The organism is Thermosynechococcus sp. M3746_W2019_013, from assembly GCF_015296045.1.
Classification (GTDB): domain Bacteria; phylum Cyanobacteriota; class Cyanobacteriia; order Thermosynechococcales; family Thermosynechococcaceae; genus Thermosynechococcus.
In genome coordinates, this window is record NZ_DVDW01000060.1 from 1 (window position 1) to 20,000 (window position 20,000).

Here is a 20,000-nt window from a genome sequence, read left to right on the forward strand (position 1 = left end):
GGGGGTGGGAGATAGGGATGGAGGAGGAGTTGGCGTTAACCCTGGCGACACTTCCTCAGGACTCGGACTGGGGGTGGGAGTTTCCGTCTGCTCTGGGGTGGGCGTCGGTTCCGTGGGGGTGGGTTCCGGCTCTGGGGTCGGTGTCGGAGTGGGGCGGGGCGTCATCTCTACGGGTGGTACAACAGTCGGCAGGGTTGGTGGAAATGCCTGTTCCTGAGGATGCGGGGGAGGAGGAGTCACTGTGTCCACGCGTTGATGGCGCAAAAATAGCCCTAGGCCAATGCCCGCTAGGCTGCCAAAGATTGCCGTTCCCAACAGCCACAGCCACGGCGAAAAATTGCGTTGTCTAGGGGAAGCAACGACTGCTGTCCCCTCTGGTTGAGTATTGGCAAAAACAGTGGATCGGTGCTGCGGCATTACCGCCACCGTTGCTGTGGTTTGACGCGCCACAGACTGCCCCATCAGCAGTTGTAACCAGGCCCGCACCGTTTGGGGACGCTCACGGACATCCAAAGCCATTCCCACTTCAATAGCATCAATGGTGCGCTGGCTTAGATTGGGCTGAAACTGGCGTAAGTCCTCGAGCGGCACGCGATCGCGCAGGATCGAGGCCACAGGCGGGCGTCCGGCCAAAAGGGCATAGAGGGTTGCCGCAAGAGCATAGACATCAGTGGCGGGCGTCCATTGGTGGCGCGGTAAATACTGCTCCACTGGCGCATAACCTGCTGAGACCAGCCCCGTATTTGTTTCCGTCACCCCAGTGGTGTATTCACGGGCAATGCCAAAGTCAATCAGCACCACCTGATCGGTGCCCTCCCGCAGCATAATGTTATCGGGCTTGACATCGCGGTGCAGTAGGCCATGCTCATGCACCAATTCAAGGGCACTGGCCACTTGGCGGATATAGTGGAGCGCCGTTTTTTCCGGCAGCGGGCCTTCCTCCTGAATCACCTGCGCCAATGTTCGGCCGGGGATATAGTCCATAACAATGAAGGGGCGACCCCCCTCAATAAAGCAATCACTGACACGCACAATGTGGGGATGATTAAACTGGGCAAGACGCTGGGCTTCCTGAATAAACCGCTCCCCCAGATCATGAATCCGCTTTGGGGGTTCCTGCTGCAAGTTCAATGTTTTGAGCACCACCGTCTGATGGAGTAGGGTGTGGGTTGCGCGATAGGTGACCCCAAAGCCCCCCTGGCTCAAAAGGGCATCGAGGCGATATTTGCCCCCTTGGAGGATTGTGCCCACACTAAGTAAACTAAGGGAGGACATAGGTACCTTAGGGACGCAATGGAGCAGACGGAGCAGTGGTTGACAGCGGGGCTGACCGTTGACTGAGAATCACCAAGCGATAGCCCAAATATGCAGGTAAGGTTGCCATCATCATCAAGAGTATCACGGACAACAAAGATTCCCATTCAAACCGCGGTCCATAGTAACTACGGTAAGGGTCATATTTAGGAGTCGGCTTAATTTTTTCCCTGAGTGCCATGGGTCGCCTAAAGCGCAGGCGGCGATCGTCCAGCTTTTCAAATAAAATCCAGCCCCCCTGGGCTTCCTCCTGGCAGACTTTGCGCAGGACATCGGGATTGTGAAATTGGTTGCGGCGCGATCGCAGGATTTTGAATTCCCAACCCGCCAACTTGGGGGACGCTTGATGGGGTTCTTCTTTAGAGGGGTAGGTGGTCAACTGTTCCTCTTCTTCATCGCATTGTTGACTGAGTTGCTTTTGCCAGCCCCACCACTGATAGTAAAGCAGTGCTGACACACCGAGGCTACCACTCATCAGGGACAATAGCAGCACTTCAGCCATAGCGAACAGGAGCAAGAGTCTGTTGGGGGATCATACTTAGAGGGTAAAAGGTTATCTTCCCCTCAGGCGCGATCGTCTCCCTCGCCGCGGCGGACAAAGTGGCAAATGCCCCGTTCTGAGGCACTGATAAAATCGCAAAACTCTTGAATGAGAGGATGCACAAACTGTTCCCGCAGGTGCTGAACGGCTTGGGAGGTGGTCAATTGTGAGCGGTAGAGAATATCTAAGGCTTTTTTGAGGAGCTGTCGGTCTTGGGCAGAAAAGCCGGCTCGCCGTAAGCCCACCACATTTAAGCCCATGATTGTGTTGGTGCTGAGGCTACGGGTCATACAAAAGGGGGGCACATCTTTTTGAATGGCAGTACCGCCAGAAAGCATGGCCAAGCGACCAATGCGGGTAAATTGATGCACCAGGCAGTTGCCGCTGATAAAAGCGCGATCGCCCACATGGGCATAGCCAGCAATCAACGTATTGTTGGCGATTGTCACATGATTCCCCACATAAACATTGTGACCCAAGTGGCTATGGGCCATCAGCAAGCAATCATGCCCTACATGGGTGACTGTTTCTGGCTGGGTTCCCCGATGAATCGTCACTCCCTCCCGCAACGTACAGCGATCGCCAATGTGGACATAGCTAATTCCCCCTTGATAAGCCAGATCTTGGGGCAGATCGCCAATCACCGCCCCACTATGTACTTTGCAGTTCTCGCCAAGGCGGGTATATCCCAATAGGGTCACATGGGGAGCCAACTGCGTACCGCGTCCAATCTCCACCGTGGCCGCCACATAGCAAAAAGGACCAATTTCCACCTCTTCTCCAATGTGGGCACCCGCCTCAATGACTGCCGTGGGATGAACCGCCATGACATTCCTGCACGATTGGCTAAAGATTCTTAACATAAAAGAGATTAAGCGATTTTGATCCCCGATGACGAACGACCTGCGGCACTATCTCCAGCTTTTAGAACAGCGGCAACAACTGCGACGCATCACCGTACCCGTTGATCCTGATCTGGAAATGGCCGAGATTTGCAATCGGCTATTGGCCGCAGGCGGGCCGGCCTTGCTCTTTGAAAACGTCATTGGTTCCCCCTATCCCGTGGCGATGAATCTTTTGGGAACCCTAGAGCGGGTCTGCTGGGCAATGAACATGGATCACCCCTTAGAGCTAGAGACCCTTGGTGAAAAGCTAGCGAAGCTGCAGCAGCCCAAGCCGCCGAAAACCCTGAGTCAAGTCCTTGATTTTGGCAAAATTCTCTTTGATGTTGTTCGTGCCAAGCCGAGCCGTGATTTGCTGCCCCCCTGTCAGCAGGTGGTGATCAAAGCTCCCGATTTGGATTTACGCCAACTACCGCTGATTCGCCCCTACCCCAAGGATGCGGGCAAAATTATTACCCTTGGTCTGGTGATTACCAAAGACTGTGAGACCGGCATTCCCAATGTAGGCATTTACCGCTTGCAACTGCAATCCCCAACCACCATGACCGTCCATTGGCTCTCGGTGCGGGGAGGGGCACGCCATCTGCGCAAGGCAGCTGCCCAGGGCAAAAAACTAGAGGTGGCGGTAGCCTTGGGGGTTCATCCTTTGATTATCATGGCCGCGGCAACACCAATTCCCGTGGATTTATCCGAATGGCTCTTTGCGGGTCTCTATGGTGGGGGTGGTATTCAGTTGGCCAAGTGCAAAACCCTTGATCTAGAGGTACCTGCCCAGTCGGAATTTATCCTTGAGGGCACGATTACCCCTGGTGAAGTCTTGCCCGATGGCCCCTGTGGCGATCACATGGGGTACTACGGTGGTGTGGAAGATTCGCCAGTTATTCATTTCCACTGCCTCACCCATCGTCGCAATCCCATTTACTTGACTACATTTAGTGGTCGCCCCCCCAAGGAGGAGGCAATGATTGCCTTAGCCCTCAACCGCATTTACACACCCATTTTGCGGCAGCAGGTACCGGAAATTGTGGACTTCTTTTTGCCCATGGAAGCCCTCAGTTATAAGGCGGCGATTATTTCCATTGACAAAGCTTATCCTGGCCAAGCCCGGCGCGCCGCCCTTGCCTTTTGGAGTGCCCTACCCCAATTTACCTACACCAAGTTTGTGATTGTGGTGGACAAAGAGATCAATATCCGTGATCCGCGGCAAGTGGTGTGGGCCATTAGCTCCAAGGTGGATCCCAGCCGTGATGTCTTTATTTTGGAAGATACTCCCTTTGATTCCCTTGACTTTGCTAGCGAAAAAATCGGCCTTGGGGGACGCATGGGCATTGATGCCACTACCAAAATTCCCCCAGAAACAGACCATCCTTGGGGCGATCCCCTCACCGCGGATCCGGGGGTGGCACGGCGAGTCACGGAACGCTGGCAGGAATATGGTCTTGGGGATATTGATTTAACCGCCGTAGATGCAACGCAGTTTGGCTATGAGCTAGACCCGGCCTTTCGTTGGCGATAAGTGCAACAACCGCGTTCATAAAACGCGTTCATAAAAGATGACAAATAGACAAGTAGAGATGGGGTAGAATGCTTGTCCGCCAAAAGTTGATCACTGTTTAGGGGACTGGCCGCGATAGGCTAAAAGATAGGCTCACTAATCTACTGCTACTGTCTGGATACTTGGGATGGGTCGCACCTACCGCACCATTGGCATTAACCTCAAGGCCATGCCTCTGGGGGAAAGCGATCGCCTGCTCAGTGTCTTTAGTCGCGATCGCGGGCTGCTGAAGTTAGTTGCCCCCCATAGCCGCAGCTCCCGCTCGAGACTGGGGGGACGGGTGGATTTGTTTGTTGTCAATGACCTCTTTATTAGCGCCGGCCGCAATCTAGACCGCATTCTTCAAGCAGAGACAGTAGCCACATACCAAGGCCTCAATAACCACTTGATCACGCTGACCGCTGCCCAATATCTCGGTGAGGTGGTGCTCTACCAAATCCATCCCCAGCAACCCCAGCCGGATCTCTTTGATTGGCTCTGTGCCACGTTGGATCAGCTTCAGGGGGCTTCGAGTCGCGCTGCCCTGGCGCTATTGGTGCGCGGCCTGTGCGGCATCCTGCAATTGGAGGGTATTGCCCCGGAATGGTACCAGTGCCAGGAAAGTGGCTGCAAAATTGCCATCCCTACAGCGGATACCGACTGGCGATTGGGTTTTAGTTTTGCCAGTGGCGGCGTTTTCACGATCAGGGCGGATCAGACAGTGGGGAATGGGTCTCTTGGTGGTGCGGGGGGCGATCGCCAACTGACAGCCAGTGAAGTCCGTCTGGGGCAATGGCTTGCGATGCCCACCACGCAATTCTTAGCACGGGAGGAATTCCTCGCCCAAGCCGAGGCTTATCCCTTCAGTGTTTGGCTCTCCCTGGAGCGGCTGTTGCGCCAGTACCTGCAATTTCATCTGGAGCAACCGTTGCGGGTGCCCCCCCTCCTTGATAGTTGTTTTTCACCTGTTGGGGTGTCCCAGCCATGACCATTGAGCAGCAAGACATTCCCTTGGAGTTGCCCCTACCACCGGTGCCGCCCCTCTGGCAAAACCGCAATTTTATTGCTCTTTGGCTGGCACAGGTCTGCTCGCAGTTGGCCGATAAAATTTACCTTGTATTTGTCATTGCTCTGATTACGGAGTTTTTCCAAGCGGCAAACCAGAGCATCAGTGGTTGGGTGTCGGCGATCATGATTGCCTTTACGATTCCGGCCATCCTCCTTGGATCCGTGGCGGGGGTGCTGGTGGATCGCTGGTCAAAAAAACAGGTGCTCATTGTTACGAATTTATACCGTGCCCTCCTCGTTTTAGGGATTCCGATCACAATTCTCCTTGGCGCCGGGCAGTGGTTTGGGTTTATGGCGCTGTTGCTGATCACGTTTACAATTTCCTGCTTAACCCAGTTTTTTGCCCCCGCCGAACAGGCCGCCATTCCTCTGCTGGTGGATAAGTCCCATCTGATGTCCGCCAATTCCCTCTACACGCTAACGATGATGGCGGCTCTTGTTGTGGGGTTTGCTGCGGGTGAGCCGCTTTTGCATCTGGCGAGCCACTGGCATGCCCGGTGGGGTGGGGCAGTGTTTGTTAGCGCCTGCTATGGTGGGGCAGCCCTTCTATTGATGCTGCTGCGGCCACCGGATCAGTGTCATCTGCCCCCGAGTCGCCCTCGGCAAGTGTGGCAAGAACTCCGCCAAGGCCTTCAGCTTTTACAGGAATATCCCGCCCTGCGTTTTGCGCTGCTGCAACTCATTTTGCTCTTTGCCAGTGTGGCCGCCATGTCCGTTTTGGTGGTGCGCCTTGCGGAAATCTTACCTGGCCTCGATACGGCTCAATTCGGTTTTCTGTTGGCCGCAGCGGCCGGCGGACTCGGGCTAGGGGCACTGCTGTTGAATACCGTGGGTAAGCGCTTTGCCTATGGCTGGTCAAGTTTGCTAGGCTGTTGGGGAATGGGAGGCATGTTCCTTGGTCTGTCTCTGAGTCTCGATTCCTTGGCTTGGAGCATCGCCTACGTCGTGGGGTTGGGCTTTTTTGCCGCCTTTGTGGCAATTCCCCTGCAAACCCTCATCCAACTCATGACACCACCCGAACAGCGAGGCACTATCTTTGGCCTGCAAAATAACCTGGTGAATATTGCCCTCAGTGTGCCCTTGGGCGTGGCTGGTTTAGCGGAGACATGGTGGGGGCTGCAACCGGTACTCATCGGCTTGGGGGGGGCGATCGCCCTTGGTGGGACGCTGATGACCCTCAGCCATCGCAACGGTATGGTGAGCGGCAACCTGCTCTAAAAGTTCCATAAAAAATCTTAAATCCTTTCATCTTGACGTTTTTTGCGCTACGCTGTACAGTCAATTGACGCTTTTGCTGGCGTAACTTACCATGTCACCCGCCTTCCCCTCATCCTCTACGACCTCTTCTAGTCCTGTGATCGCCCTCAAGGAAATGGTGTCGCGGTTACAGCGGGAAAACAGCAAAATTCAGGAGCTATTGGCATCCCTGAGCTTTGCGCTGCGGAGTTTCAATAATCTGAATCAATTTTTTGAACTGATCCCGCTGATTACCTGTCGGGTAACGGAGGCGGAGGCAGCTGCATTGGTCCTATTTCGCGCCGATGGCCAAGCCCGTCTTGAACAGCTCCATTGTCACGCCAGCGATCAGTGCCCCAATATTCGTGCTGCCCTAGAAACCGCCACCCGTACCCTTGCCAATAGCGTTGGTATGGCTGCAATCGATGCCGGGAGCGATCGTCCTCGACTTGAGCAGCTTTTAGATCAGCAACTGCGGGAACGTCTTCCCCAAGGCATTCAGTTCTACGCCACCGCCATTCTCGTCAAGGATTCCAGACTCACAGAGCGGGGACGGTTATACGTTTTTAGCCAACAACCGGACTATGGGTGGAATGAAACGCGACAGCAACTGTTGCAGGTGATTGCGGATCAAACGGCGGTGGCCATTGCCAATGATGAATTGGCCTTAAAGTTGCGCGATCGCCAGCGCTTGGATCGGGAACTGGAAATTGGTGCTGAAATTCAACGGCGACTTTTGCCCCACCGCTGTCCCAAAATCCACAGCCTAGAGCTAGCCGCCGAGTGTCGCACCGCCAGTTGGGTTGGGGGAGACTATTACGACTTCATTCCCATTACCTATGGCCTTAGCGATCAACAAGAGATTGAACAAGGCCGTTGGGGCATTGCCATTGGCGATGTCATGGGTAAAGGGGTACCCGCCGGACTGATCATGACCATGACCCGTGGCATGCTGCGGGCAGAAGCGCTGAATGGTCACCGTCCCAGCCGCATTTTGCAGCACCTCAACCGGGCGATGCAGCCGGATTTAGAAAGCTCCCACCGCTTTGTGACCCTCTTTTACTCTGAGTACAACCCGCAAACCCGGATTCTTGCCTACAGTAATGCTGCCCACCTGCCCCCCCTCCTATGGCGGGCTGAAACCGGGATGATCCATCGGCTGGACACCTACGGTATGCTCATTGGCTTGGATCCCCGCAGTCAATACCAAGAAGCCGAAGTACGCCTCCAAGCAGGGGACACCGTGATTTACTACACTGATGGCATCACAGAAGCCGATAATCCCAAGGGCAAACGCTTTGAGGAAGAAGGGCTAGCAGCGGTTGTCAAGGAAGGCTGCGCCAAAGGTTTAGGGGCACAGGCACTATTGGACTATATCTTTGATGCCGTTGATGCCTTTACCAATACCAAGGGCCGACGCAGCGACGATATGACGTTGGTGATTCTGCGGGTGATTGACCAGTAGGCCACACCGCAACCCTGGCCCTGGGGATTGTCAGTTGCCCCCTCCGCTCCTGTAACAGAGAGCCCTCCCAAGGTCATGGCAATCAAATCAATAAAAGCGGTTAAGATAACCGCAGGTATGTACGAGGTGGCGATGCGCTACTTTGTTGAGGTCAGCTTCCGTTGTGATGATGATGCCATTTGGGACACCCTAACCCGTTACCTTGGCTTTGTGGTTGCCGAAACCCTTGACCAGGCTATGACACTGCATCATTTTTTTGAGATGCATCCAGTGGTGTCTGGCGTGGAAACCTTTGTCCAATCCAGCGAAAGCCAACCCTATCTGCTGCTGACCACCTATCCAGAGCGCATCAGCAAGGCCAATGTTCAACGCAGTCGTTTTCAGGAGGCGCTGGCAATTCTTGGCGAACAGAGTTCTGGGCTGGCGGAATGGCTCTTTATGGAGACTACGGGGGATGAGTATTAAGCGCTCTACTCCACGATAGGGAAAACTATAAAATATAAAGTCCCCTTGGAGCACACCACAGGAAGTTGTGACGTTGCTATGTCCAACGATCGCCCGCTGATGCATTCTGAGACTGAATCCCCTGCCCTGCGCTTAGGACGTAACCCCGGTTTGCAGGTGCGCCACGATGAGGTGGAGCGATCGCTGTTGACGCCGATGCTTCAGCACTATGCTGAACTCAAGGACGCCTATCCCCAAGCCCTGCTTCTCTATCGGGTGGGGGATTTCTACGAAACCTTTTTTCAGGATGCCTGCACGGTGGCCCGCGAATTGGAACTGGTGCTCACCGGCAAAGAGGGTGGCAAAGAAGTGGGACGGGTGGCCATGGCCGGCATTCCCCACCATGCCCTTGAACGCTATTGCCGCACCCTCATTGAAAAGGGCTATGCCATTGCCATCTGCGATCAAGTGGAAGACCCTGCCCAAGCCCAAGGATTGGTGAAGCGGCAAGTGACCCAAGTCTTTACACCGGGAACGGTTTTAGATACAGAGCTGCTTCAACCGCGCCGCAATAATTTTTTAGCTGCTGTTCTACTTTCTGGCAACCATTGGGGGTTGGCCTATGCCGATGTCTCGACGGGGGAGTTTTGTACCACCCAAGGGAGCGATCGCGCCGATCTAGTGGCAGAACTCAACCGCTTGCAACCGGCAGAAATCCTCCTGCCCACCGAAGCGCCGGACATTAATCGCCTCTTGCGCCCCGGCGAAGGCAAGGATCAATTGCCCCCGGAATTGCCGCCCCAGTGGTGCTACACGCTGCGATCGCCCCAAGATTTTCAGGCAGCGGAAGCGCGGCAACGCCTGTGTCAACGTTTTCAGGTGAAATCCCTGGAAGGCTTTGGCTGTGAACATCTGCCCCTTGCCATGCGCGCCGCTGGGGGACTGTTGGCCTATTTGGATGAAACCCACCGCCAGCAGCCTGTCCCCCTGCAAAACCTCAGCACCTATTTCCTGCAACAGTATCTTTTTCTGGATCCGCAGACTCGCCGCAATCTGGAACTCACCCAAACCGTTCGCGACGGCAGTTTTCAAGGCTCACTCCTGTGGGCGATCGATCGCACCACAACCGCCATGGGGGGACGCCTGCTCCGCCGTTGGCTGCTGCAACCCCTCCTTGATATTGAGCAGATTACGGCTCGCCAGGAGGCGATTGCTGAGTTGATAGCCAACAGTAGCCTGCGCCAGAGTCTACATCGCCATCTTCAGGAAATTTATGACCTTGAACGCTTGGCCGGTCGGGCGGGATCAGGGACTGCCAACGCGCGGGATTTGGCAGCGCTGCGGGACTCCTTTCGCACCTTAGTCTCTTTGGCAGCGGTGGTTGCGAACACGACCTCTCCCTATCTGCAAGCGCTGGCTCAACTGCCACCGGTTATTGAGCAATTGGCGGACACCCTCAGTGCGGCCCTGGTAGATCACCCCCCCATTAGTCTCAGCGAAGGGGGAATTCTACGCCCCGGTGCCTATCCCGAACTGGATCAGCAGCGCCAGCAAATCGAGCAGGATCAACAGTGGCTTCTCAATCTGGAAGCCCAAGAGCGACAGCGCACGGGCATTAGTACACTGAAAGTGGGCTACACCAAAGTCTTTGGCTATTACCTCAGTGTCTCCCGCGCCAAGCTGAGCCAAGTGCCCGATGACTACATCCGCAAGCAAACCCTCGCCAATGAGGAACGCTTTATTACGGCTGAGCTCAAGGAACGGGAAGCACGGCTATTGGCGGCTCAAAGCCATCTTTTTGAACTGGAGTACCAATACTTTGTCCAGTTGCGCGAGCAGGTGGCCGCTCAGGCCTCAACGATTCGTGAGATTGCAGCAGCAGTAGCAGCGGTGGATGCCCTTTTGGGGTTAGCCGAGGTGGCGGTGTATCAGGGCTATTGCCGACCGCAAATGACCCGCGATCGCCAGCTTTGCATTCGCGGTGGCCGTCACCCCGTTGTGGAGCAAACGTTACCGGCCGGCTTTTTTGTTCCCAACGATACCCAACTGGGGACAGAGGCAGATTTAATGGTGCTGACGGGTCCCAATGCCAGCGGCAAAAGTTGCTATCTGCGGCAGGTGGGTCTGATTCAACTGCTGGCGCAAATGGGCAGTTATGTGCCCGCTACTAGTGCCACCTTGGGCATCTGCGATCGCATTTTTACCCGCGTGGGTGCCGTTGATGATCTCGCCACTGGCCAATCCACCTTTATGGTGGAGATGAATGAAACCGCGAACATCCTCAACCATGCGGGCGATCGCTCCCTTGTGCTCTTGGATGAAATTGGCCGCGGCACCGCCACCTTCGATGGCCTCGCGATTGCGTGGTCAGTGGCAGAATATCTGGCGACCACCCTCAAATCCCGCACTATTTTTGCCACCCACTACCACGAACTCAATCAACTGGCAACGCTCCTGCCCAATGTGGCCAACTATCAAGTTGTCGTCAAAGAACTCCCCAACGAGATTATTTTTCTACACCAAGTGAAGCCCGGTGGTGCCGATCGCTCCTACGGCATTGAAGCCGGACGCCTTGCCGGCTTACCTCCAGTCGTGATTCAACGCGCCCGCGAAGTGATGTGCCAAATCGAGAAGCACAGCAGAATTACCGTGGGACTGCGCAAAAGCCCAATGAGTGACCCCCCAACCGCCCCTGAGATCAATCAGGGGGAGCTGCCCTTTTAATTCCTTAGCTAGAATAGAGATTGTAACGTTTTGTTAACAAGGGGAATTTGTGGTTGTCCTGTTAAAGCTCGCCCCACCCCTACGGCAAACGCTCCTGCGGCTGATCTTGGCAGGTCTGTTGTTTTGGTCCAGCATTGCTGCAATGTTGCCTACCTTACCCCTCTACATCGCTGCGAAGGGGGGCACGCCCCATCAGGTGGGGTTTGTCATGGGTGCCTTTGCCGTGGGGCTGCTGGGTTCTCGCTCCTGGTTAGGCCCCCTCGCCGATCGCCGCGGACGCAAAATGACCCTGCTCATTGGCCTCGCCGTGGCGGCGATCGCCCCCCTATTTTACATCCTCAGCCACAACCTACCGCTCCTGATGGCGGTGCGCCTGCTCCATGGCGTGAGCATTGCCGGCTTTACCACCGGTTACATGGCTCTGGTGACGGATATTGCCCCACCCCAACATCGCGGCGAAATCATTGGCTACACTAGCCTTGTCCATCCCATTGGGGTAGCCCTTGGGCCCAGTTTGGGCAGTTGGCTGCAAATCCACTACGGCCATGGCTGGGTCTTTATGATTGCCAGCACACTGGCCGCCTTCGGCTTCATGACTGCCGCAGGGGTGCGGGCAGTGAATAGGGCGCAGGAGGCTCTCCAGCCGCCTCCAGAGAAAACCCTCTTTTGGCGGTTATTGCTGTCAGAACGGCTGCGGATTCCTAGCTTAGTGATGTTGAGTGTGGGCTTGACCTTTGGCACGATCGCCACGTTCATTCCCCTCTTTATGGCAGCCGAGCAGTTGGGGGTATCCCCAGGTCTGTTTTACGCCGTCGCGGCGATCGCCAGCTTTATCGGTCGTGTCCTGACGGGTGCTGCCTCCGATCGCTGGGGACGAGGCATTTTCATCTCCGCTAGCCTCGCCGCCTACGTCATCTCAATGGTGCTCCTCGCCCAAGCCCAAACCGCTTTGGATATCCTCTGGGCAGCGATTCTTGAAGGTCTTGCCGGCGGTGTCCTGATTCCGATGGTGGCTGCCCTCATGGCCGATCGCTCCATCCCCCAGGAGCGCGGACGGGTTCTCAGCCTCAGTTTAGGCGGTTTTGATCTGGGAATGGCCCTAGCGGGTCCCCTGCTGGGGGGACTGGTTGAGCATTGGGGCTATCGCCTCATCTTTCGCATGGCAGCAGTCTTTAGCCTCTTGGGGTTGACCTTCTTTTTAACCGCCAGTAGTAAAAGCCTGCCCGATTCCCTGCGCTTTGCCCTCGGCATGGGGCGCGATCGCTATGCCCTATAGCCTACTATTTTTTGGGATCGCCCTCTTGGCTGGAACAAACGGCGCAAGCCCCCTTAAGAGAAGATGGCCTGTCGCTGATGTATCCCCTCTTCAAGAAAAGGGCGGTATCCTTAGGGATTCGTTACAATTTTTTGAGATCACCCACTAGGGAAAAACGCGTGTCCACAGCAGCTTCGGCCAATTTGACCCCCACCGGCAAATCCTACCGTTGGAATCGCGAGCGTTACTCGAAAGCGCGGCGCTTCTTTGATATTTGGTTTTTTGTCTGGCGATTTCTCTTTGGCCGCTGGCTCCTCACCCAATCTTGGAGCTACTGGGGCGGTAAGACCGATGCCAAACGGGCGGCGCGACGCCGTGCCCAAGCCATTTGGATTCGCGAAACCTTCCTTGACCTTGGCCCCACCTTCATCAAACTGGGGCAGCTGTTTTCCACCCGCGCCGATCTCTTTCCCAGCGAGTACGTCGAAGAACTCAGTAAGCTTCAAGACCGCGTCCCCGCCTTTAGCTACGAGCTAGTTGCAAAAATCATCTACGAGGACTTTGGCCGCCCCATCCCTGAACTGTTTCGCAGTTTTGACCCCATCCCCATGGCTGCCGCTAGTCTTGGCCAGGTTCACAAAGCCCAACTGCTTTCTGGGGAAGAGGTGGTGGTCAAAGTTCAACGCCCCGGCCTACGGCAGCTCTTTGACATCGATCTTGCCATTCTCAAGGGCATTGCCCAGTATTTTCAGAACCATCCCAAATGGGGTCAAGGGCGGGACTGGATGGGCATCTACGATGAGTGTTGCCGCATTCTCTACGAAGAAATTGACTACCTCAACGAGGGACGCAATGCCGACACGTTCCGCCGCAATTTTCGAGATCGCGAGTGGGCCTGTGTTCCACGCGTCTATTGGCGCTACACCTCACGGCGCGTCCTCACCCTTGAGTACCTACCGGGAATTAAAATCAGCCACTACGAAGCCCTCGAAGCGGCTGGCCTAGACCGCAAACGCCTAGCAGAACTGGGTGCCAAGGCCTACCTCTATCAAGTTCTCAACGATGGCTTTTTCCACGCTGACCCCCATCCGGGCAACATTGCCGTCAGCCCCAACGGCCAACTCATTTTCTATGACTTTGGCATGATGGGGCGCATTCAACCCGTCACCCGCGATAAACTGCTGAAAACATTTTTAAGCATTGCCCAGCGGGATGCTGAACAGGTGGTACAGTGCCTTGTAGAGCTAGGGGCGTTGGTACCCACAGGGGATCTAGGGCCAGTGCGGCGCTCGATTCAGTATCTCCTCGACAATTTCATGAACCAGTCCTTTGAAACCCAATCGGTGGCTCAAATCAGCGATGACCTTTACGAAATTGCCTATGACCAACCCTTTCGGTTTCCTGCCACATTTACCTTTGTGATGCGCGCCTTTTCCACCCTCGAGGGCGTGGGCAAGGGACTGGATAAAGACTTTAACTTCATGCAAGTTGCCCAACCATTTGCGACCGAACTTATGACCAACGGAAACTTTCCCGATCCCAGTAATGGCAGTCTTTTCTCAGAACTGAGTCGGCAAGCCGCTCAAGTGGGCAGCAGTGCCATTGGCTTGCCCCGTCGCCTTGAAGAAGTACTCGATAAACTTGAAAATGGTGACCTGCGCTTGCGCGTCCGTTCCAGTGAGAGCGATCGCATTCTGCGGCGCCTGAGTAACATTAACTTAGGGCTAAATTATGTCGTGCTCATTGGCAGTTTTTCTTTGGCGGCAACAATTTTATTCGTCAACCAATATCTTTTCCTCGCAGGTGTGGCAGCCGCGTTAGCGGTATGGTTTGGTATCCTCTATTGGCGGCTAATGGTTAAACTCGATAAGTATGAAAAAATGTTTTAGCAAGAAACCCAGGACAGGGGGGCATGGACGTTGCTGGCTTAACTGACTGTGGTCTGATTCGCAAAAGCAATCAGGATGCTTTTTATATTGACGAAAAGCATCACCGCTTTTTTATTGTTGCAGATGGCATGGGAGGACACGCCGGCGGCGAGGAAGCCAGTCGTTTAGCCGTTGATCACATTCGGCAGTATCTGGAGACCCACCTCAAAGACCTGCAGCACGACCCCGTCACTCTCCTGCGCCAAGCCTTTCTTGCAGCCAATCATGCCATTGTTGAGCAGCAGCGCCAAAATACTGCCCGTGCCGATATGGGTACCACGGCTGTGGTAATTCTAGTTGATGAAAAGGGCGATCGCGCTTGGTGTGCCCATGTGGGCGACTCACGCATCTACCGCTGGCGTAAAGACCAGCTCCAGCAGATTACCAACGACCACACGTGGATTGCCCAAGCTGTACAGTTGGGGAGTTTGACACCTGAACAGGCGCGGCAGCATCCGTGGCGTCATGTACTCTCTCAGTGCCTAGGCCGCGAAGATCTCACCCAAATTGATATTCAACCCATTGATCTAGAGGCGGGCGATCGCCTGCTGCTGTGCAGCGACGGCTTGACCGAAGAACTCACTGATGATGTCATCAGTATTTACCTCAGTGAACCCGATGTCGAAAAGGCAGCGACTGCCCTTGTGCACGCAGCCAAAACCCATGGCGGGCATGACAATGTCACCGTCGTTGTTATTGGTATTTAAGGGTATTTAAGGCCTATGCAAACGGAATTTATCCGTCTCAGCCTACCGCGACACAGCCTTTCCCAGCCCTTCCATGACGCCATCGAACAAGCCCTGCAAGCCCATGGTCAACCCCTCCGCTGGGCAATTACTGGCACCACCCCCACTGATTTAACGGTTGAAGCCGTTGTTCTCAAAACCCCACTCCGCCCTTGATACAATCCCTCTAGGTTCTTTTATTCATGCTCCTATGACCCGTGCAGGTATTGGCATTCAAACCGCTCAGATTCGCCCCGGCCGAGTGAGCGGTCAACTCCACGTCTATGACGGTACCGGTAAAGGAAAATCTCAAGCGGCTCTTGGAGTTGTTCTGCGCTCCATTGGTCTGGGTATTGCCTCTGCATGGCCCACTCGGGTACTGCTGTTGCGCTTTCTGAAAGGACCCGGTCGTGCCTATGCCGAAGATGCCGCCATTGAAGCTCTGCAACGGGGGTTTCCCCACTTAATTGATCAAGTACGAACAGGACGAGCCGAATACTTCACTGCTGAGCAAATTACCAAATTCGATCGCCAAGAAGCACAGCGGGGCTGGGACATTGCCAAAGGGGCGATCGCCTCTGGTCTCTATTCTGTCATTGTTTTAGATGAACTCAACCCTGTCTTAGATTTAGGCCTTTTGTCCGTTGATGAAGTCGTCAACACCCTCCGCCGCAAGCCCGAACACCTAGAGATTATTGCCACTGGCCGAGGTGCCCCTGCCCAACTCCTGCAAATTGCTGACCTCCACTCCGAGATGCGTCCCCTTGTGCATCCTACGGCTCAAGAACAGGGCATTGAGGGGATTGAAATCTATACGGGTGACGGCAAAGGCAAGTCCACCAGTGCCCTCGGTAAAGCCCTTCAGGCGATCGGCAAAGGAATTAGCCGCGACCAATCCCACCGTGTTCTGATTCTCCAATGGCTCAAGGGGGGGCAAGGCTATACCGAAGATGCAGCGATCGCTGCCCTCAAGGAAAGCTATCCCCATTTAGTGGATCACCACCGCTGTGGTCGGGATGCCATTGTCTGGCGCGGTCAACAGCAGGAAATTGACTACATCGAAGCCGAACGCGGCTGGGAAATTGCCCGAGCTGCCATTACCTCCGGGCTTTACAAGACAATTATTCTCGACGAACTCAACCCCACCGTTGACCTTGAACTTCTCCCCGTCGAACCCATTGTGCAAACGCTCCTGCGCAAGCCACGCACCACTGAAATTATCATTACCGGTCGCTGCAAATATCCCCCCGCCTACTTTGAACTCGCCAGCGTTCACTCAGAGATGATCTGCCACAAGCACTATGCCGAGAAGGGCGTTGATCTCAAGCGCGGCGTTGATTTCTAAGAACAGACACGAGCCGGCACTATCTCTCCCACTCTAAACTGCTGCAAATAGGCAATCACAGTTGCAAATTGGGGCCGATTTAAGCGGTAATAAACCCACCGCCCCTGTTGGCGCGACAGCACGAGATTGGCTTGCCGCAGTGCCCGCAGATGAAACGAGAGCTTTGAGGGCCTCAGGTGCAGACGTTCGCACAGATCACAGACGCACAGTTCCTCCCGATGGAGGATCTCAATCACTTTCAAGCGCAAGGGTTCCCCAAGGGCATGGAAGGCCAACTGAATCTCAGCGGGATATTCCTGATGAATCTCTGAAGCAACCATCACTGCACTGAACAAGGAACACCAAGGGGCCAGCGAAACTGCCCCCTTGTTTGAGCCGTATTCCCAGGTTTAGGCACTCGACTCCGATCAATGGTTTGGCGCAATTGATCCAATCCTACTTGGTCCAGGCGATCATCTGCTGTCGTCCACAAACGCAAATTGGTACTCCCCTGTTGGGGGTGGCTCCAAGAGGTCAACTATTGTGTCTTTTCATCTACGTCAAGCAAATCCCAATCCCTGCGACTTCCCCCGACGTTTGCGTAAGCAAAGCCGCAAACTCCTTCGCAGTCATGAAGCCCGTGTAGGGGTCATTTAATGCTGCAACATTCCCTGAATGGCCCCATAGGCCTGCTCCCGCAACATATAGGGCTGCCCCAAAAGTTAGTGCCCTACTGCCAACCAATCCACCTGATTAAATGATTCATCCACATATTCCTGCTGCACAATTTGCCACACCTTATCCACCAACATCTTGACATCTTGGGACTGTTCTGGATTTGTCCATAGCTGGGTAACCCCACCAACGGCACCGGCGTAACCACCGACGAACCCACTAGCACCCAATGCCGAAGACCCATCAAACGCACAAATTAAGGCATAGCCCTGAAAACCTTTTGAGGAGAGCAATATTTGATGCAATATAAGCCGAATTACCCGTCAATGTCACTCCCCTATCCAAAACCGATAATCCCTTAAACATTTCTTAAAAATCAGGACCCCACCTAGAAAACCTAGATGGGGTAGTTTGAGTATTTTGCCTAGCACCGAGCTATTTTTGCAGGAGGCGACCCTCCAACTATCTTCACCGCTGCGACGTTTCACCTCTGAGTTCGGGATGGATCAGTGTGGTTCCGCCGCGCCATAGGCACTAGGCAAAGCCTTGATTTTGATTCGAACTGAGAACCTAGACTGGAGAACTGCTAGATAAATTCAGCAAAAATAAGCTTGCAACTGAATAACCTTTCAACTAAATAGCGATAGCCAGGAGAATTACTTTATTCAGACACCTGTTGATTGATGAGGTCAAGCCCTCGGTCTATTAGTACTCCTAGACTTCATCCATTACTGGACTTCCATCGAGAGCCTATTAACGGGTGTTCTACCCGTGACCTTACTGGCTTATGCCATGGGAGCACTCATCTTGAGGTGGGCTTCCCACTTAGATGCTTTCAGCGGTTATCCACTCCGCACATGGCTACCCTGCGTTTACCGTTGGCACGATAACAGGTACACCAGAGGTGCGTTCCTCCCGGTCCTCTCGTACTAAGGAGGACTCCTCTCAATGCTCCTACGCCTGCACCGGATATGGACCGAACTGTCTCACGACGTTCTGAACCCAGCTCACGTACCGCTTTAATGGGCGAACAGCCCAACCCTTGGGACGTACTACCGCCCCAGGTTGCGATGAGCCGACATCGAGGTGCCAAACCTCCCCGTCGATGTGAACTCTTGGGGGAGATCAGCCTGTTATCCCTAGAGTAACTTTTATCCGTTGAGCGACGGCCCTTCCACGCGGAACCGTCGGATCACTAAGGCCGACTTTCGTCCCTGCTCGACTTGTAGGTCTTGCAGTCAAGCTCCCTTATGCCTTTGCACTCTGCGGCTGATTTCCGACCAGCCTGAGGGAACCTTTGCGCGCCTCCGTTACCATTTAGGAGGCGACCGCCCCAGTCAAACTGCCCACCTGAAACTGTTCCTTCGCTGGCTAACAGCAGAAGGTTAGAATTCTAGCCTTGCCAGAGTGGTATCTCACTGGCGACTCCATATCCCCCGCAAGGGATACTTCAACGTCTCCCACCTATCCTGCGCAAGCAAAGCCCGAACCCAATTCCAGGCTACAGTAAAGCTTCATAGGGTCTTTCTGTCCGGGTGCAGGTAGTCCGCATCTTCACAGACACTTCTATTTCGCCGAGCCTCTCTCCGAGACAGCGCCCAGATCGTTACGCCTTTCGTGCGGGTCGGAACTTACCCGACAAGGAATTTCGCTCAGTTGCTCTTTACCGTTTCCGGTAAAGCTGGACTTTACCTTGTGCGACCACGATTAATTTCAGATGCCAGCTTTCGGATTTTCTCTAGACCGTCATCTGTTAAGTGCATTCCTGCTTGACACAGAAGCACCACATCCCTGAACTTAAGGAAGTCTATGTTTTTGCTTGTCTTCAGTGGATGTTTCAAAAAGAAGGGACAGATACGGTGAGCTAAGTGCTCTATGCTACGGACTCGATAGGCCATGCGATCGCCGTGATTTACACGAACAACACCGCAATCAAAATAAGCCTTGAGTGCATAGAGAACCTTAATGTTTCGTCGATGCTGGACAACGGTAAACTCAGGAAGAACCTGAAAACCGGTTGCCATGCTTGAATGAGGATTAATTCCTATATGGAAGCATCCTTCGCCATCAACGAAACCAACAATCCACTGGGCATCTAAATCCATGTGTGTCGCACCTGAACATCAAGTCTCTGAGGATTCCTAGGTTTACCTAGGTCTTTCCTGCGGATTATCCCCATGTCTTTCACTTTTTAACTGAACAGCACCACAGCACCTTAATATTTCTTAGAACTTTTTCTAGTCCGGTGCCTCGCTGAACGAGTAGTGAAAAGCTGTTAGAGGACTTTCCCGCATATGGTTCAGTTTTACTAAGGCTAGCAGTTGTTAACCTTAGGACCGTTATAGTTACGGCCGCCGTTCACCGGGGCTTCGGTCGCCAGCTTCGCTTGCGCTGACCGGCTTCCTTAACCTTCCGGCACTGGGCAGGCGTCAGCCCCCATACATCGTCTTACGACTTAGCGGAGACCTGTGTTTTTGGTAAACAGTCGCCTGGGCCTCTTCACTGCGACCACCTCTCGGTGGCACCCCTTCTCCCGAAGTTACGGGGCCATTTTGCCGAGTTCCTTAGAGAGAGTTATCTCGCGCCCCTTGGTATACTCTACCCCCCCACCTGTGTCGGTTTCGGGTACGGGTATCTTGGCTTAACGTGCTTAGAGCTTTTCTTGGAAGCATGACATCAATCACTTCCCCACCGTAGTGGGTCGTACTCCTGCCTCAGCTCAGAGCGTTTTCACCGCTCCTCAACACCTCGGACAGTTGAACCGGTAACCAACATCCGGCTGATCTAGCCTTCTTCGTCCCTCTGCACAAACCAAGATGAGTACTGGAATATTGACCAGTTGTCCATCGACTACGCCTTTCGGCC

General features: G+C 54.3%; 16 protein-coding genes and 2 rRNA genes (1 of these 18 running past the window's edge). 11 read left to right on the forward strand and 7 right to left on the reverse strand.

Annotated elements, in window-relative coordinates:
- The 3 genes from IGQ16_RS10440 to lpxA form a co-directional block, all read right to left on the reverse strand.
- The coding region (locus IGQ16_RS10440) for a serine/threonine-protein kinase (protein WP_297061448.1) at positions 1 to 1,275 on the reverse strand (1,275 nt) is incomplete at its 3' end.
- A 7-nt stretch (positions 1,276 to 1,282) separates the two neighbouring features.
- A complete protein-coding gene (locus IGQ16_RS10445) occupies positions 1,283 to 1,816 on the reverse strand; it encodes a hypothetical protein (RefSeq protein ID WP_297061451.1) in 534 nt (177 codons plus the stop codon).
- A 62-nt stretch (positions 1,817 to 1,878) separates the two neighbouring features.
- Complete coding sequence (lpxA, locus tag IGQ16_RS10450; protein ID WP_024125227.1) at positions 1,879 to 2,682, reverse strand: acyl-ACP--UDP-N-acetylglucosamine O-acyltransferase; 804 nt, start codon at positions 2,680 to 2,682, stop codon at positions 1,879 to 1,881.
- Between the two features lie 64 nt (positions 2,683 to 2,746).
- Here lpxA and IGQ16_RS10455 point away from each other — a divergent pair, with 64 nt between their 5' ends.
- From IGQ16_RS10455 to IGQ16_RS10505, 11 genes are all read left to right on the forward strand, one after another.
- Positions 2,747 to 4,273, forward strand: coding sequence for a UbiD family decarboxylase (locus tag IGQ16_RS10455; RefSeq protein ID WP_024125228.1), 1,527 nt, complete (start codon positions 2,747 to 2,749; stop codon positions 4,271 to 4,273).
- Between the two features lie 166 nt (positions 4,274 to 4,439).
- Positions 4,440 to 5,279, forward strand: a complete 840-nt coding sequence (recO, locus tag IGQ16_RS10460) for a DNA repair protein RecO (RefSeq protein ID WP_297061453.1) — start codon at positions 4,440 to 4,442, stop codon at positions 5,277 to 5,279.
- Positions 5,276 to 6,577, forward strand: a complete 1,302-nt coding sequence (locus IGQ16_RS10465; RefSeq protein ID WP_297039763.1) for an MFS transporter — start codon at positions 5,276 to 5,278, stop codon at positions 6,575 to 6,577. Before recO ends, IGQ16_RS10465 begins: the two co-directional genes overlap by 4 nt.
- A gap of 91 nt (positions 6,578 to 6,668) precedes the next feature.
- On the forward strand, positions 6,669 to 8,060 hold the full coding sequence (locus IGQ16_RS10470) for a PP2C family protein-serine/threonine phosphatase (RefSeq protein ID WP_041429149.1): 1,392 nt from the start codon (positions 6,669 to 6,671) through the stop codon (positions 8,058 to 8,060).
- 75 nt (positions 8,061 to 8,135) lie between these two features.
- On the forward strand, positions 8,136 to 8,525 hold the full coding sequence (locus IGQ16_RS10475; protein WP_162147180.1) for a hypothetical protein: 390 nt from the start codon (positions 8,136 to 8,138) through the stop codon (positions 8,523 to 8,525).
- Between the two features lie 195 nt (positions 8,526 to 8,720).
- On the forward strand, positions 8,721 to 11,228 hold the full coding sequence (mutS, locus tag IGQ16_RS10480; RefSeq protein WP_367116129.1) for a DNA mismatch repair protein MutS: 2,508 nt from the start codon (positions 8,721 to 8,723) through the stop codon (positions 11,226 to 11,228).
- A gap of 49 nt (positions 11,229 to 11,277) precedes the next feature.
- Positions 11,278 to 12,504 (forward strand): MFS transporter, encoded by a 1,227-nt coding sequence (locus IGQ16_RS10485; RefSeq protein ID WP_024125232.1) that lies wholly within the window; start codon positions 11,278 to 11,280, stop codon positions 12,502 to 12,504.
- A gap of 77 nt (positions 12,505 to 12,581) precedes the next feature.
- Positions 12,582 to 14,372, forward strand: a complete 1,791-nt coding sequence (locus tag IGQ16_RS10490; protein ID WP_225871804.1) for an AarF/ABC1/UbiB kinase family protein — start codon at positions 12,582 to 12,584, stop codon at positions 14,370 to 14,372.
- Between the two features lie 23 nt (positions 14,373 to 14,395).
- On the forward strand, positions 14,396 to 15,118 hold the full coding sequence (locus IGQ16_RS10495; RefSeq protein WP_024125234.1) for a Stp1/IreP family PP2C-type Ser/Thr phosphatase: 723 nt from the start codon (positions 14,396 to 14,398) through the stop codon (positions 15,116 to 15,118).
- A gap of 15 nt (positions 15,119 to 15,133) precedes the next feature.
- Complete coding sequence (locus tag IGQ16_RS10500; RefSeq protein WP_024125235.1) at positions 15,134 to 15,313, forward strand: hypothetical protein; 180 nt, start codon at positions 15,134 to 15,136, stop codon at positions 15,311 to 15,313.
- A gap of 34 nt (positions 15,314 to 15,347) precedes the next feature.
- Positions 15,348 to 16,481: a cob(I)yrinic acid a,c-diamide adenosyltransferase gene (locus tag IGQ16_RS10505; protein WP_024125236.1), complete on the forward strand. Its 1,134-nt coding sequence runs from the start codon at positions 15,348 to 15,350 to the stop codon at positions 16,479 to 16,481.
- Here the strand turns inward: IGQ16_RS10505 and IGQ16_RS10510 are convergent.
- The 4 genes from IGQ16_RS10510 to IGQ16_RS10525 form a co-directional block, all read right to left on the reverse strand.
- Positions 16,478 to 16,801, reverse strand: a complete 324-nt coding sequence (locus tag IGQ16_RS10510) for a helix-turn-helix transcriptional regulator (RefSeq protein ID WP_051372825.1) — start codon at positions 16,799 to 16,801, stop codon at positions 16,478 to 16,480. The genes IGQ16_RS10505 and IGQ16_RS10510 overlap by 4 nt on opposite strands.
- Positions 16,802 to 17,182: 381 nt before the next feature.
- Entirely contained in the window at positions 17,183 to 17,428 is a 246-nt protein-coding gene (locus tag IGQ16_RS10515) for a hypothetical protein (RefSeq protein ID WP_297061459.1), read from the reverse strand.
- 129 nt (positions 17,429 to 17,557) lie between these two features.
- Positions 17,558 to 17,674: ribosomal RNA gene (rrf, locus tag IGQ16_RS10520) — 5S ribosomal RNA — on the reverse strand.
- Between the two features lie 146 nt (positions 17,675 to 17,820).
- Positions 17,821 to 20,000 (reverse strand): 23S ribosomal RNA (locus IGQ16_RS10525) (it continues 1,365 nt past the right edge of the window).

Bases quoted from the DNA above. Each gene is read 5' to 3' on its own strand.
- IGQ16_RS10445 (WP_297061451.1), bottom strand. From the start codon at position 1,816: ATGGCTGAAGTGCTGCTATTGTCCCTGATGAGTGGTAGCCTCGGTGTG.
- lpxA (WP_024125227.1), bottom strand. From the start codon at position 2,682: ATGGCGGTTCATCCCACGGCAGTCATTGAGGCGGGTGCCCACATTGGA.
- IGQ16_RS10455 (WP_024125228.1), top strand. From the start codon at position 2,747: ATGACGAACGACCTGCGGCACTATCTCCAGCTTTTAGAACAGCGGCAA.
- recO (WP_297061453.1), top strand. From the start codon at position 4,440: ATGGGTCGCACCTACCGCACCATTGGCATTAACCTCAAGGCCATGCCT.
- IGQ16_RS10465 (WP_297039763.1), top strand. From the start codon at position 5,276: ATGACCATTGAGCAGCAAGACATTCCCTTGGAGTTGCCCCTACCACCG.
- IGQ16_RS10470 (WP_041429149.1), top strand. From the start codon at position 6,669: ATGTCACCCGCCTTCCCCTCATCCTCTACGACCTCTTCTAGTCCTGTG.
- IGQ16_RS10475 (WP_162147180.1), top strand. From the start codon at position 8,136: ATGGCAATCAAATCAATAAAAGCGGTTAAGATAACCGCAGGTATGTAC.
- mutS (WP_367116129.1), top strand. From the start codon at position 8,721: ATGCTTCAGCACTATGCTGAACTCAAGGACGCCTATCCCCAAGCCCTG.
- IGQ16_RS10490 (WP_225871804.1), top strand. From the start codon at position 12,582: ATGTATCCCCTCTTCAAGAAAAGGGCGGTATCCTTAGGGATTCGTTAC.
- IGQ16_RS10495 (WP_024125234.1), top strand. From the start codon at position 14,396: ATGGACGTTGCTGGCTTAACTGACTGTGGTCTGATTCGCAAAAGCAAT.
- IGQ16_RS10500 (WP_024125235.1), top strand. From the start codon at position 15,134: ATGCAAACGGAATTTATCCGTCTCAGCCTACCGCGACACAGCCTTTCC.
- IGQ16_RS10505 (WP_024125236.1), top strand. From the start codon at position 15,348: ATGACCCGTGCAGGTATTGGCATTCAAACCGCTCAGATTCGCCCCGGC.
- IGQ16_RS10510 (WP_051372825.1), bottom strand. From the start codon at position 16,801: ATGGTTGCTTCAGAGATTCATCAGGAATATCCCGCTGAGATTCAGTTG.